Raw genomic sequence first — 14549 nt, forward strand, 5'->3', positions numbered from 1 at the left:
GACGTCGGGGAGCGAGGCGACGGCGCAAGGCGAGCCGGCCGCGGCTGCGCACCGTTCGCGAGACCTCAGCGGGGGGCCTGGTGGTCGACCACTACGAGCACCCGTCGAGCGTCGCCCTCATCGGCCGCATCGACCGGCGCGGACGGCTGGAGTGGGTGCTGCCCAAGGGACACGTCGAGGCAGGTGAAACGCCCGAGGAAGCTGCGGTGCGGGAGGTATCGGAGGAAACTGGTCTGCAGTCGAGAGTCGTCACCCCGGTCGGCGACATCGACTACTGGTTCGTGGCGGACAATCGGAGGATCCACAAGACGGTGCACCACTTTCTCCTCGAGGCCACCGGTGGGAGTCTGAGCACCGACGACGTGGAGGTGAGCGAAGTGGCGTGGGTGCCACTGGACGAGCTGGCCGGACGGATGCGCTACGCATCCGAACGGCGGCTGGCGCGACGGTTGCGCGAGCTGCTCCCGGCCACGCCCGGCGACACTCCGGCGAGCACCGCCGCCGAAGCCGGCGGCGCCCGGAAGGACCGGTCATGAGGCTGGCCGGCCTCCGAGCCCTCGCCGCCGTGTGCGCGCCCGCCGCCGTCATCGGCGTCGGGCTGCTGGCCCCTGCCACGGCCGCGGCCGAGGAGAACGCGCCCGACCCCGATGTCGTCAGCGCCGAGACCACGCTCACCAGCGTCACGCCCAGCGTCCTCACCCCCGACTCCGACGGCCTGACGCTCAGCGGGACGGTGCGCAACACCGGCGACCAGCCGATGGAGAACGTCCAGGCGCTGTTCCGGCTCAGCGGCAACCGGGTCGAGTCGCGGTCCGAGATCCGCGAGATCGGCGGCAACGAGGAGCTGTACTGGGGGTCGCGGCCCGGCGACGGCTTCGACGACGTCGCCGGCACGCTCGAGCCGGGCCAGGCCGAGACGTTCACCGTCACGCTCACCGACGAGCAGCTCGGCTTCGACGCGTCCGGCGTCTATGTGGTGGGCGTCGACATCCTGGCCACCCCAGCCGAGGGCGAGCGCGGCCGCGTCAGCACGTCCCGCACCGTCGTGCCCTGGATCCAAAACCCCGACGAGCTGCCGTCCGTGCCGGTCGCCATGCTCTGGCCGCTGGCGGCCCGGCCGGCGCTGCTGCCCGACGGCACGCTCACCGACGAGACGCTGGCCGAGCAACTGGGCGCTGACCAGCCGCTGTCGGCCGTCCTCGAGGCCGGCGCCGACGCACCCGTCACCTGGGCCGTCGACCCCGACCTGCTCGACACCGTGTCCGCCCTGTCCGACGGCTACAGCGTCGTCTCGCCGGAGGGCACCGTCGACGGCTCGCAGGCCAACACCGACGCCGCCCAGGCCTGGCGCGAGCGGTTCGACCAGGTCACCCAGGAGCACGACGTCTGGATGCTGCCGTATGCGCTGCCCGACGTCGGCGCCTTCGACGATCACGACGCCGCCCTGGCCGGAACGCTGAGCCAGCAGTCGCTGGCGGCGAGCGAGGCCGCGGCCGAGCAATTGCCCGCCGCCACGTCCGGCGTCGCCTGGCTCGACGACGGCGCCGTCACCGACGACGTCCTGAACACGCTGGCCGACGCCGGCGCCGGCACCGTCGTCGTCCCGTCCGACACGGTCCAGGCCACCGACCAGGACGACTCCGACCACAGCGAGGCCGGCGCGCTCGGCGAGGTCACCGCCGGCGACAAGACGCTGCGCGTCGTCGCCGCCGACGCCGGGCTCAGCTCGGCCATCGCCGACGCCGTCGCGGCCGCCGAACCCACCGCCGGCGCCGCCGATCTCCAGCAGCGCTGGATCGCCGAGACCGCCATGGTCGCGCTGGCCGCCGCCGACACCGGCACCGAGCCGCCGCTGCTGGTCGCCGCGCCGCCGCTGCGCTGGCGGCCGGCTGACCCGATCCCGCAGAGCCTGGTGACGGCGTGGACGTCCAGCACCTGGGTCGAGCCGGTCGGGCTCACCGACCGCGTCGGCGCCGGCGGCGAGGCCCTGCAGGTTTCGTCCGCACCGTCCGAGGGCACGACCCTGCTGCCCGAAGCCAACGTCGCCGCCACCGCCGCGCTGCGCGATGACGCCATGCAGTACACCACCCTGCTGGCCGACCCCGAGGACGTGACCACCGCGCTCGACCACGCCACCCTCCGCTCGGCGTCCACCGGCTGGCGCGACAACCCCGACACCGGTGTCTCCTACGCCCGGGGCATCGGCGACGGCCTCACCCGGCGTATCGAGCGGGTCAGTATCAACGTGCCCGAGTCGGTCACGCTGTCCAGCCGGGCCGGGTCGTTCCCGCTCACCGTCACCAACGACCTGCCCGACGCCGTCAACGTCCGGCTTCAGGTGCAGTCCGAGAACCCCGACCGCCTGCGCGTCGCCGAGGTCGAGACGCAGGAGATGGCGCCGGGCGAGCAGCGCCTGGTCGAGGTGACGGCGCAGGCCGCGGCGAACGGCCGCGTCCCGATCGAGGTGCAGCTGACCACCGAGGACGGCCGGCCCATCGGGACTCCGGTGCCCACCGTCGTCAACGCCACGGAGTACGGCACCATCGGCTGGGTCATCGTCGGCGGGGCCGGCGCGCTGTTCCTCGGCGCGATCGTCCGCCGTACGCTGCGCAGCCGGCGGTCGCGCCGGCGCCACCGTCGTCACGACGACCCGCCCGAACCGGCCGGAGGCAGCGTTGTCGACGAGCTTCCGGCGGAGGCGAGGCCCACCCAGGAGGCCGCGCGGTGACGGCGACGCAAGAGCCGCCCCGCAGCTCCGGCCTGCTGGGCTCCAGCGCCATCATGGCCGCAGGGACCGTGGTCTCGCGGCTCACCGGGTTCGCGCGGGCCGCCGTCATCGCGGCGGCCATCGGCCTGACGGCGGCCACGGCCGACGTGTTCAACGTGCCGAACGTGCTGCCGAACATGATCTACATCCTGGTCGGCGGCGGCGTGCTCAACTCCGTCCTCGTCCCGGTGCTGGTCCGCGCCATCAAGAACGACGCCGACGGCGGCCAGGCGTTCTCCCAACGGCTGTTCAGCCTGGCCGTGGCGGTACTCGGGCTGGCGACGCTGCTGGCGGTGCTGGCCGCGCCCTGGCTGATGCAACTGATCGTCGACGACCGCTATCTCGACCCCGACATGCGGCCGTACTTCGACAACATGGTCATGTTCGCCCAGTTCTGCCTGCCGCAGATCTTCTTCTACGGGCTGTACGTGCTGATCGGCCAGATGCTCAACGCCAAGGGCCGGTTCGGCCCGATGATGTGGTCGCCGATCCTCAACAACATCGTGGCCATCGCGGTGTTCGGCGTCTTCCTCTTCGTCTACGGCACCCAGGGGTTCGAGCCGTTCACGACCACCCAGACGATGCTGCTGGGGCTGGGCTCCACGGTCGGGGTGCTGGCCCAAGCGGTCATCCTGATCCCGGTGCTGCGCAAGACCGGGTTCTCGCTGCGGTTCCGCACCGACTGGCGCGGCCAGGGGCTCGGCGAGTCGGTGCGGCTGGGTCTGTGGACGGTCGCGTTCGTCGTGGTCAACCAGCTCGCGTACCTGGTGGTCGTGAAGGTCGCGTCCGGCGCCAGCAGCGTCAGCGCGGGCGACGCCGGCGCCGGCTACTCGGTGTACGCCAACGCCATGCTGATCATGATGGTGCCGCACTCCATCATCACGGTGTCGCTGGCCACCGCACTGCTGCCGCGGCTGTCCGGCCTCGCCGCCGACGGCCACCTCGACGACGTCCGCGAGAAGCTGGTCGCCGCGCTGCGCATGTGCCTGGCGGTGATCATCCCGCTCGGCGCTCTGATGGCGGCGCTGGCATTCCCGCTGACGGCGATGATCTTCGACTACGGGTCCGCCGGCGGGCAGACCGGACGACTCGCGCTGACGCTGATCGTGCTGATGCCGGGGCTGGTCGCCTTCACCGTCCACTACCTCGTGCTGCGCGGCTTCTTCGCGCTGCAGGACACCAAGACGCCGTTCTACACCCAGATCTGGGTGTCGGCGGTGATCATGATCGGCGCCGTCGGCGTCGCCATCGCCGCGCCCGGCGCCCAGTACGTCACCATGGCGCTGGCCGCCGGCTACAGCGTCGCGTACATCGTCGGCGCCGCGGTCGGCGCGGTCAGGCTGCAGCAGCGCATCGGCGCTCTCGGCGGCGGCCAGCTGGCGCAGCACGTGATCCGGCTGCTGATCCACTCCGCCATCGCGGCCGGGCTGGCCTGGCTGGTGTGGCGCGGCTGGACCGGCCTGGGCATCAGCGACGCGCTGCCGTCGCTGCTCGCGCGCATGCTGGAGCTGTTCATCGGCGGCACGGTGGGCGTCGTGACGTTCGTCGGCCTGGCCTACGCCTTCCGGGTGGCCGAGGTGCGCACCGCGGTCGCGATGGTGCTGGCCCGGCTGCGCGGCGGCGGACGCGCCGTTCCCGCCGGCGACCCCGGCGACCTGCTCGAGGACACCGCCGAGTACAACATCCCGGTCGAGACCGGCACGCTCAGCATCTTCCGCCGGCCGATGGACCCCGACATGACGTCGGAGTTCTTCCTCGACGAGACCCTGCCCGGCGTGCCGAGCTTCTTCGACACCCACGCCGGTGGGTACCGCGACCGCGCGGGGGTGGGCGGCGCCGCGGCCCTCGGCCTCGACGCGGCCCGCGAGGGCGCGCGCGTCGTCCAGCCGCTGCCGGGCACCCGGCCGGGCGTGCCGCCGGAGCCGCCCGGTCCGCGCGGTGCGGCGCCGGGACAGCGGCGCACGGTCGCCGGACGGTACCGGTTCGAGCGGCTGCTGCAGAACGCCGACGGCATCCAGTCCTGGCAGGCGGTCGACGACGTCCTGCGGCGGGCCGTGTTCGTCCAGGCCGTCGCGCTGGACGACCCGCGGGCGGGCGGGTTCGCCACCGCGGCGCGGGTGTCGTCCACCGTCTCCGACCCCCGGTTCCTGCGCGTCCTCGACGTCGGCAGCGACGACGACGTCGCCTACGTCGTCCGCGAGTGGACCCCCGGGCAGAGCCTGGCCGCGCTGCTGGCGCACGCCGGCGCGTTCCACCCCGAGCAGGCCGCCGCCGTCGGGCGCGAGGTGGCCGAGGCCATGGCCACCGCGCACGCACAAGGGCTGGCGCACCGCCACCTCGACCCCACGCTGGTGTTCGTCACGGCCGACGGCTCGGTGAAGATCGCCGGCCTGGAGACGGAGTACGCGCTGCGCGGGATCGCCCAGACGCCGTGCGCGCCGACCGACCCGTCCCGTCCGCACCCGGCGGAACTGGACGCCATCGGCATCGGCGGCGTGCTCTACGCCGCGCTGACCGCCCGCTGGCCCGTCGGCACGCCCGGCGGACTCCCGCCGGCGCCGCTCATCGACGGCCGGCTCGCCTCGCCCCGCCAGGTCCGCCCCGGTGTGCCCCGGCTACTCGACGCCGTCACCGACCGCGCCATCGGACACGGCCGGCGACACCACGCGACCTCGCTGGTCACCCCGCTGGAGGTCGCGACCGAGCTGGCCAACGGCGCACGCCACCAGCAGCGCTCCGTCGTCGCCGACGAAGCCGTCGTCGCGGCGCCGCCCGCGATCCTCGACGAGCCCGGCGACCAGCCACCGCCACCGAGCCGGGTCGAGCAGTTGCGGAAGCGGCGCAAGTCCGGCCGCACCGCCCGGCTGCTCGGCGTCATGGCGGCGATGCTGCTGCTCGTCGGCGCCACGCTGGTCGGGCTGCAGCTCCTCCTCGGCGCCATCGACGACGCCGGCGACGACTCGCCGCCGACCACCTCGGCGACCGAGGGTTCGACACCGCCGTCCGAGGACACCCCGGCCGCGGAGGCGACACCCGTCGCCGTCAGCGCCGCCACCGACTACGACCCCGCCGGCAACGGCGAGGAGAACCCGAGCGACGTCGGCAACGTCTTCGACGGCGACCCCGAGACCACCTGGACCACCGTCAACTACTACGACCCGCTCGAGGCCCAGAAGGACGGCGTCGGCGTCTACCTCGACCTCGGGCAGGCGGTGTCCGTGCGCGAGGTCCGGCTGGCGCTGATCAACTCCGGCGTGAGCTTCGAGCTGCGGGTCGCGCCGGAGGACGCCACCCAGGCGCCGGGCGATCTCGACGGCTGGACCGCCATCGACACCGTCGAGGACTCTGAGCAGAATGTCACCCGCACGCTTGACGAAGCGGTGAGCACTCGGTATCTCCTCGTATGGTTCACTCAGTTGCCCCTTGCCGACGACGGCAACTATCGGAGCGGAATAGCCGAAGCGGAGGTGCTCGGGTGACGCAGTCCGCGCCCGGTCCCCGGGTGCCCGACGAGCAACTCCTGCGTCAGCACGTCGACGGCGATCCCGACGCCTTCGGTGAGCTGGTGCGGCGCCACCAGGACCGCATGTGGGCGGTCGCGCTGCGCACGCTCGGCGACCCGCACGACGCCGCCGACGCCCTGCAGGACGCCATGATCAACGCGTTCCGGCGGGCCGGGTCGTTCCGGTCCGAGTCCGCGGTCACCACCTGGCTGCACCGCATCGTCGTCAACGCCTGCCTCGACCGCGTCCGGCACCAGGCCGCCCGTCCCGCCGACCCGGTCGCCTTCGACGGCACCGAGATCCCCGGCGTCGCGCCCGCCACCGAACCGTCCAGCGACCCCGCCGAGCGCACCGCGCTACGGGTCGACCTCGAGCAGGCGCTGGCCACGCTGCCGGCCGACCAGCGGATACCGCTCATCCTCGTCGACGTCGAAGGGTTCCCGGTCGCCGAGGCGGCCGAACTGCTCGGGCTCCCGGTCGGCACCATCAAGAGCCGCTGCGCCCGGGCCCGGGCCAAGCTCGTCCCGCTGCTGGCCCCCGGCCGGCTCAACACCACCGGGAACCAAGCCACCGGTGGCGACGTCCCATCTGGGACGTCGCGTGGAACAGGAGGTGAGCATCGGTGACCACTGCCGGCGCCCATCCGCCCAGCCACGTGCTGGCCGACCTCGCCGAAGGCGTCCTCGACGACGCCCAGGCCCGCCAGGTCCAGGCCCACGTCGACCAGTGCCTCAGCTGCCAGGCCACCCTCGACGAACTGGCCCAGGTCACCGTCGCGCTGCGCGCCCTCCCCGCCGAGATTCCGGTGCCCGAGTTCGTGGCGGTGCGCATCTCGCACGCGCTGGCCGCCGAGCGGGCGTCCGGCGACGCCGCGTCGGCCGCGTCCGCGGGCTCCGCCGGCGACGGCACCGTCGCCTGGTTCCGGCGCCGGCTGCCGCAGGGCCTGGCCGCCGCCGCGAGCGTCGCGGTCCTCGGCCTTGCCGGGTATGTCGCCGTCGGTGGCGGCGGTGGCGGCTCCGACAGCGGTGGGGACGGGGATGTCGCGGCCGCCGAGGCACAAGGCGGCGCCGACGACGTCGGCCCCAGTTTCAGCACCCCCTCCGACCTCGCCCGGGACGGCACTCTGAGCACGATGCAGGAACCCGCGCCGACCGTGGAGACGCCGGCCGACGCGGCTCCGGAGGCCCTCGACCCCGCCCGGCTGACCACCGCCGTCACGGAGGTCGTCCAGGGTGACGCCGAGCCCGCCGGGTCGGACACCTGCGGCGAGGAGCTGGCCGACGAGCTCGGCCTGCCGCTGGTCGGCTCCACCAACGTCGGCTCCGGCGTGCTCATCGTCCTCGACGACGCCACCACCTACGACGGCTGGCTGATCACCACCTGTGGTTCCACGTCCAACGAGACGATGCAGCCGCAGGTCGAGGTCCCGAAGAGCGAGTGAGCGCCCCGCCGGGAATGCCGACCGCCTAGGATCCGTTGGGGCAGATGAACCACCTCGACGCTAGGAAGGCACAGGCGTGACCGACATCCGCGACCTGATCATCATCGGTTCCGGGCCGGCCGGCTACACGGCGGCTGTGTACGCAGCCCGGGCCCGGCTGGAACCGCTGCTCATCGAGGGCGAGGTCAGCTGGGGCGGCGCCCTGATGAACACCACCGAGGTCGAGAACTACCCCGGTTTCCGCGACGGCATCCTCGGCCCGGCGCTGATGGAGGAGATGCGCGCGCAGGCCGAGCGGTTCGGCGCCGAGATCCTCACCCGCGACGTCATCGAGGCCGACCTCACCGGTTCGGTGAAGTCGGTCACCGACAGCGAGGGCAACGTCCACCGCGCCCGCGCCGTCATCGTCGCCACCGGTTCGAGCTACCGCGAACTGGGCCTGCCGAACGAGAAGCGGCTGTCCGGCCACGGTGTCTCGTGGTGTGCCACGTGCGACGGGTTCTTCTTCCGCGAGCAGGACATCGCCGTCGTCGGCGGTGGCGACTCCGCCATGGAGGAAGCCACGTTCCTCACCCGGTTCGCGCGCAAGGTGTACGTCATCCACCGCCGCGACTCCCTCCGCGCGTCGAAGGTCATGCAGGAGCGGGCCCTCGCGAACGACAAGATCGAGTTCGTGTGGAACACCGAGGTGCTCGACATCTTCGGCGACGAGAAGGTCAGCGGGCTGCGGCTGCGCGACACCGTCACCGGGGCCGAGCGTGAGCTGGCCGTCACCGGCCTGTTCATCGCCATCGGCCACGACCCCCGGTCCGAGCTGTTCCAGGGGCAGCTCCGCCTCGACGACGAGGGCTACGTGCTGGTCGACGCGCCCACCACGAAGACCGAGCTGCCCGGCGTGTTCGCCGCCGGCGACGTCGTCGACCACATCTACCGCCAGGCCATCACCGCGGCCGGCACCGGCTGCCAGGCCGCCCTCGACGCCGAGCGCTATCTCGCCGACCTCGAGTCCGCCGAGCACGCCGCCAAGCCCGAGCTCGCCGTCCGCTGACGCCGAGCTCCGTCACCAGAGAAGCGCCCACCATCAAGGAGTCACACATGGGCAACATCCAGCACGTCACCACCGCCGATTTCGACGCGAAGGTCCTGCAGAGCGACAAGCCGGTACTCGTCGACTTCTGGGCCGAGTGGTGCGGGCCGTGCCGCATGATCGCCCCCGTCCTCGAGGAGATCGCCGCCTCGCAGGACAACCTCGAGATCGTCAAGCTCAACGTCGACGAGAACCCGGAGATCGCGGCCAGCTACCGCATCACCTCGATCCCGGCGCTCAACGTCTACTCCGGCGGTCAGGTCGTCAAGCAGATCGTCGGCGCCAAGCCGAAGGCCGCTCTGCTCAACGACCTCGCCGACTACGTGGGCTGACGCCCGCTCGTCGACGACGCGGCTCCGCGGCCGTCCGAAGGCCGCTTCCGGCGCCCGCCGGTGGACCCCACGGTCCGCCCGGCGGGCGTCGTCGCGTTCGGCGTCGCATCGGCCGAACGCCGGGCGCACTCATCCATCCGGACGAAAAATCAATCGGACATAACCGCCACAATCGCCTTAAAAACACGTTGTAACGCGTACTAGTTTGCTCCGGACCTCTTGCCCTGGGGACCGAAACCGACATTGAATGTCGTATCCGCAGAAACGAGCCGCTCCGTTTGCCGAGCGCCGAGTTCTCCCGGATCATCTCGTCACGGAAGTCCTTGCTCGGACACCTACCGTGTCAGTGACCGGGGCTCCTGGGACGTCAGGCGAGAGGTGTACATGGAATACAGAGACGATTTGGTGAACGCCGAGAACGCCGCCGTCGAGGCCTACACCTCTATGGCGGTTCGGCAGACCAAGCTGTTGCTACTCGGTATCGGCACGATGATCGCCTCGATCGTGGCGATCGTCCTGGCCGCGCTGGCGACGCTCGCCGACCTCGCGGGCGTGGCCGAACTCCATGCGGCCTTCATTCCTGTGGCCGTGGTCGGCCTCGCGTGCGGCGGGGTCGATTTCATCGCCCGGCGCCGCGACAACGACTATGTCGCCGGGTGGGCGACGGTCGTGGGCCAGGGTGCGCTCACGGCGGCCGGCGCCATTGCTCTGCTCGGTTGGTTCTCAGCGGACCTCTGGGTGTTCGGAGTGGGCCTCGTGATCGGAATAGTAACCAGTTCGATCTTGGTCAAGTATCCCGAATGGGAAACCGAAGCGGAAATGATCGAACGGTTTGTCCGAGTTCCCGATGACGGCCAGGACGATTTCTTCTGAGCGTCGTCCGTTCGGATGAACTGACTGCCCGCTCCAGCACCTCTGCCGGCCGACACCCCGGAGTCGGCCGGCCGCGTCATTCCCGGACGCGTCCCGCCGCTGGCACCGTCCCGCAGATCCCTCGACCCTTCCCGGTCACAAACCGGCCATCCCGCGCACTTTCGTAGGGGACAGGCACCTCGACAGGAAGGGCAGGCATGCGCGTATCCGCCCTCCGCCTCGGTCTTCTCCGCGGTCCCGGCCCCGGCGACGACGGTCCGGCCGCCCTGGCGCACGCCGCCCGGGCCACCGAGGACGCCGCGCTCCACCTGCGGGCCCTGGCCCACGCCGCTGCCGAGCGCGAGCGCCGCCGGCTCACCGACGACCAGCAGGCCATCGCCCGCGATTCCCGCCGCCGGCAGGCCCGGTCGCACGCGTCGCTGCTGGCCGCCGCCGACCGCGTCCGCCTCGACATCACCGAACTGCTCGGCCGCGGTCCCGGCTACGCGCACGAGGGCTGGGAGTCTCCGCTCTGGGCCGAGCCGTACGACCAGCCCGTCCACGTCACGCAGGTCGTGCGGGCCGCCACGCTCGGGCTCGCGTCGCCGAGCAACATCGTCGAGTTGCCGTTCGTGCTGCCCGCGCTGGGCGGCAACATCGTCATCACGCACGCCCCGGGCGGCCGCGCGCCGGCGCACAACCTCGCTCAGGCGTTCGTCACCCGCGCGCTCGCGTCCGCGCTGCCCGGCTCGCTGCGGCTGCACCTGCTCGACCCCGGCGGGCTCGGGCAGAACCTCGGCGTCCTCAGCCGGCTGCCCGAGCCGCTGGCCGCCGGCGGCGTGCGGGCCACCCACGAGGAGGTCTCGGCCGAGCTGCGGACGCTGCGCGAGCACGTCCACCGGCTCAACAGCCAGGTCCTGCTCGGCGACGACGACTCCCTGGTCACGCGGTGGCGCGAGGGCACCGCGCAGGGCATCCCGTGCTCGCTGGTGCTCGCGGCCGGGCTGGGCCCCCACCTCACCGCCGACGACGCCCAGCAGCTCTGGTCGCTGGCCCGCACGGGCAACCGCTGCGGCGTCGCGGTGGTCGCCGTCATCGACACCGGGCGCGAGCTGCCGCAGGGCGTCGCGCTGGCCGACCTCCTCGAGAACGCCGAGCACCTGCACGTCGACCACGAGGGCGGCGCCACCTGGGCGTCGTCACCGCCCGCGCTGCTGCACCACGCGCGCGTGCGCTGCCCCAACCCGCCCGGTTCGGCGCAGCACCGGTTCCTCACCACCATCCTGGCGCCGGCCGTCCGACGCGGCGTCAACCGGCCGGTCGTGCTCGGCGACCTGCTGGCCGCCGAGCGGCCCGGCGCCGGCGCCACCCACACCCGCATCGCCGCCACCGTCGGCCAGGCCGCCGACGGCTCGGCCATCGAGCTCGCGGTCGGCGACGACGAAGGCGTGGCCATCGGCGGCATCGTCGTCGGGCCGTCCGGGTCCGGCAAGACGACGCTGCTGCACGCGTTCATCCACGCGCTCGCGCACCGGTACCCGCCCGAGGAGCTCGAGCTGTATCTCCTCGACATGAAGGCCGGCGTCGAGTTCGCCGAGTACGCGCCCCGGCCCGGCCGGCCCGCGCTGCCGCACGTGCGCGCCGTCGGCATCGAGGCCGACGCCACCTTCGCGCTCGGCGTCCTGCAGCACCTCGCCGCCGTCGACGCCCAGCGCAAGCAACTGTTCAAAGAGGCGTCCGCCGACACCGGCCGCGAGATCAAGAACATCGCCCAGTACCGCGAGGCCACCGGCGAAGTGCTGCCGCGCGTGCTGTTCGTCGCCGACGAGTTCCAGCTCATGCTCACCGGGCCCACCGAGGACGCCGCCTGGAACACCCTCGACGTCCTGGTCAAGCAGGGCCGCAGCCAGGGCGTCCACGTGCTGCTGGCCACCCAGAGCCTCAACTCCGTCGGCACCGGCAGGGCCGCCCAGAAGGCGTCCGTCTTCGACCAGCTCGAGCTGCGGGTCGGGCTGCGGTGCAAGCCCGACGAGCTGAGCCTGCTGCTCGACCGCACGGTCCGCGACCGCCTCGACACCGGCCGCCGCGGCTCCGGCGTGCTCAACCACGCGCGCGGCGACAAAGACGCCGACCAGCTGTTCCAAGGCGGGCTGCTGCACGCCGACGACCGCCGCCGCATCCGCGACTCCGTCGTCGCCCGGTTCGGCGCCGACCCCCGCATCCGGGTCAGCCGCGGCACCGGCGGGGTCGAGCTGGCCGACGCCGCACCCGTGCTGGCGTCGACGCCGGTGCCGACCGTCTACGTCGGCGCGCCCGTGGGTGTCTCGCCGCCGCTGGTCGGGGTGCCGGCCCGCTCCGGCGACGGGCGCGGGCTGTTGCTGGCCGGCCGCGACGAAGCGCACGCCGTCGGGGCCGTCAGCGCCATGCTGGCCGGCCTCGCCCTCCAGCCCGGCTGCCACGACGCCGGTTTCGTCGTCGTCGACCTGCTGCCCCCGCGCATCCCCGGCCGGAGGCCGCTCGACCAGGTCGTCCAGTGGCTCGGCCCGCGGGTCGTCGTGCTGGACGAAGCGCACCTCGACCAGCTGCCCTCCCTCGCCACCCGCCCGTCCGGCCCGGTCTTCGTCGCCGTGCTCGGCCTGCAGTACTCCGGCGTCGAGGCGCCGCTCTACTCCGACGAGCCACATCCGCTCGGCTGGCTGTGCGGCACCGGACCGGCGTTGTCGGTGTTCCCTCTCATCTGGCTCGACACCCCCGACCGCCAGCGCAAGCTGGGCCAGCACGGCGAACGGCTGCAACTGCGGGCCGACTCCGGCGGCGACCTCATCGACACCACCTCCTTCCTCGGCGTCCGCCCACCCTTCCCCGCGTCGCGTGGGCGCCTCTGGTTCCACGACCTCGCCGGCGACACCGACCCCGTCCTGCTCGATCCCCTCCAGGTCGGCGCCGTCCTCCCCGATCCCCGTCCGGCCGCGCCTCCTGGCCGGGCTGCTACCGGGGGCGTTGAGGGCGTCGGGGCCGTTGGCGGCTCGGCCGGGCCCGACCGCGCTGCCGACGCACCCGGCTCCGGGTTCGGAGCGACGCCATGACCGCCGACGTCGAGTTCGGCGCCGCCGACGACCCCACCACGCCGAGCCCTGGCGCCCCCGTCCGCGCCCCGGCCATGCGCGCCTACTGCGCCACCCTGGCCCGCTTCACCTCGTCGGTGCAGAGCACGGAGCAGTTGCTTCGCAACGACGACGCCGGCACGCGCGAAGACACCGAGCAGCGCGAGCAGACCGCCGCCACCCGGCTCCGTGGCATCCACCGCGCCTCCTCCGCCGCCGACGACGGCCTCGCCCACTGCGCCGCGGTCCGCTCCGAGTACGGCCTCACCTCTGACCCTCCCGACGACGGCCCCGGCCCGCACCCGGCCCGCTACGGCCGCGCCTCTCACCCTCCCGACCCTGACCCTCTCCCTTCCGACGAAGGTCCCGGCCCGCACCTGGACCGCTACGCGCGCACCCCCCTCCTTCCCGGCCCCAGCCCTCTCCCCTCCGACGAAGGTCCCGGCCCGCACTCGGACCGCTACGGCCTCGGCCCTGCTCGCGCCGGCCGCCCAGCCGCCGACGATCCGCCCGCCGGCCACCTCCCACCGGCCGCGGCCAACCGCCCGGCATACGAGCCCTCGACCCGCCCGGCGTACGAGCCGCCGACCCGCCTGGTCGGCCACCGCTCGTCCCGCACCGACCCTGATCCGGACTACGGTCCGCCCACGGCCCGCCGTCCACCCGCCGACGACACGCTCGGCTTCGGCACCGGCACCGGCACCGGTCCGTACGTCGGCCACCCGTCCGCCAGCCACCCGTACGCCAGTCGCCCGGCCGGCGCCGATCACGTCCCGCTGGGTGGCACCGCCGCCCGCCGCGCCGACCTGAGCCTGCGCGGCACCGCCGTCGCACCCGGGCCAGACTCACCCGAGCCAGGCTCAGCCGGCCCGCGCACCGCCGGACCCACCGAGGGCGACACCACCACAGCCGGTCCCACGAGCGGCGCCGCCACCGCCGTCCATACCGACCCCGTCGTGCACCGAACGGCCCACCAGCTCGACGACCCCGCACCAACGCTCGACCGATTGCGGCGCACCGGCGGCGCCGACCTCGGCGTCGCGCTGACCGCGCTCGGCCGGCGGCGCGACGAGCTGAAGCTGGCCGAGGTCGAGTTCGAGACCTGGCTCGTAGCCCACGACGAACGGTCGCGGCGGGTCACGATGGGCGCCGTCGTGGGCGCAGGGCTGGCCGGGGCGGCCGTCATGGTTGTCGCCGGCACCCGCACGTCCGCCGCCATGACGCTCGCGCTGCTGATCGTCTGCACGCTGGCCGTCGTCGCGGTCGGCCTGGGCGTGGCCGCGGCCCGCCGGCTCCCCCGGGTGTGCCGGGGCGCCGGGCTCGCGCGCCGGCCGGACGCAGCGGCGCTGGTGAGGTACGGGGGCCGCATCGGCGGGGTGGCGCTGCTCGCCCTCACGGCGGCCAACATCGCGGCCGGAGCGTTCTGAAATATCAGCGCCACCTGTCACATTCGCCCTCTCAAA

General features: G+C 73.2%; 10 protein-coding genes. All 10 read left to right on the plus strand.

Annotation, left to right across the window (positions count from 1 at the left end; genetic code table 11):
- The first annotated feature begins 80 nt into the window (after positions 1-80).
- The 10 genes from ACW62_RS08470 to ACW62_RS08515 all read left to right on the plus strand — a co-directional run bounded on the left by ACW62_RS08470 (position 81) and on the right by ACW62_RS08515 (position 14513).
- The gene (locus tag ACW62_RS08470; protein WP_276202941.1) at positions 81-536 is read left to right on the plus strand and encodes an NUDIX hydrolase; all 456 of its coding nucleotides are present in this window, start codon (positions 81-83) and stop codon (positions 534-536) included.
- Positions 533-2728: a DUF6049 family protein gene (locus ACW62_RS08475; protein ID WP_053203676.1), complete on the plus strand. Its 2196-nt coding sequence runs from the start codon at positions 533-535 to the stop codon at positions 2726-2728. Before ACW62_RS08470 ends, ACW62_RS08475 begins: the two co-directional genes overlap by 4 nt.
- The gene (gene murJ / locus ACW62_RS08480; protein ID WP_053203677.1) at positions 2725-6246 is read left to right on the plus strand and encodes a murein biosynthesis integral membrane protein MurJ; all 3522 of its coding nucleotides are present in this window, start codon (positions 2725-2727) and stop codon (positions 6244-6246) included. The genes ACW62_RS08475 and murJ overlap by 4 nt, the downstream gene beginning before the upstream one ends.
- A complete protein-coding gene (sigM, locus tag ACW62_RS08485) occupies positions 6243-6896 on the plus strand; it encodes an RNA polymerase sigma factor SigM (protein WP_053203678.1) in 654 nt (217 codons plus the stop codon). Before murJ ends, sigM begins: the two co-directional genes overlap by 4 nt.
- Positions 6893-7711 carry an anti-sigma factor family protein gene (locus ACW62_RS08490; protein ID WP_053203679.1) on the plus strand — a complete coding sequence of 273 codons (819 nt, stop codon included), beginning with the start codon at positions 6893-6895 and terminating at the stop codon, positions 7709-7711. Before sigM ends, ACW62_RS08490 begins: the two co-directional genes overlap by 4 nt.
- A gap of 76 nt (positions 7712-7787) precedes the next feature.
- On the plus strand, positions 7788-8759 hold the full coding sequence (gene trxB / locus ACW62_RS08495; RefSeq protein WP_053203680.1) for a thioredoxin-disulfide reductase: 972 nt from the start codon (positions 7788-7790) through the stop codon (positions 8757-8759).
- A 47-nt stretch (positions 8760-8806) separates the two neighbouring features.
- Positions 8807-9130 carry a thioredoxin gene (gene trxA / locus ACW62_RS08500; RefSeq protein ID WP_053203681.1) on the plus strand — a complete coding sequence of 108 codons (324 nt, stop codon included), beginning with the start codon at positions 8807-8809 and terminating at the stop codon, positions 9128-9130.
- A 384-nt stretch (positions 9131-9514) separates the two neighbouring features.
- Positions 9515-10003, plus strand: coding sequence for a hypothetical protein (locus ACW62_RS08505; protein WP_157574539.1), 489 nt, complete (start codon positions 9515-9517; stop codon positions 10001-10003).
- A gap of 197 nt (positions 10004-10200) precedes the next feature.
- Entirely contained in the window at positions 10201-13068 is a 2868-nt protein-coding gene (locus tag ACW62_RS08510; protein ID WP_053203683.1) for an FtsK/SpoIIIE domain-containing protein, read from the plus strand.
- Positions 13065-14513 (plus strand): hypothetical protein, encoded by a 1449-nt coding sequence (locus ACW62_RS08515; protein ID WP_053203684.1) that lies wholly within the window; start codon positions 13065-13067, stop codon positions 14511-14513. The genes ACW62_RS08510 and ACW62_RS08515 overlap by 4 nt, the downstream gene beginning before the upstream one ends.
- The last annotated feature ends 36 nt before the right edge of the window (positions 14514-14549 follow it).

Origin of the sequence: Jiangella muralis, from assembly GCF_001270745.1 — a bacterium.
GTDB lineage: Bacteria > Actinomycetota > Actinomycetes > Jiangellales > Jiangellaceae > Jiangella > Jiangella muralis.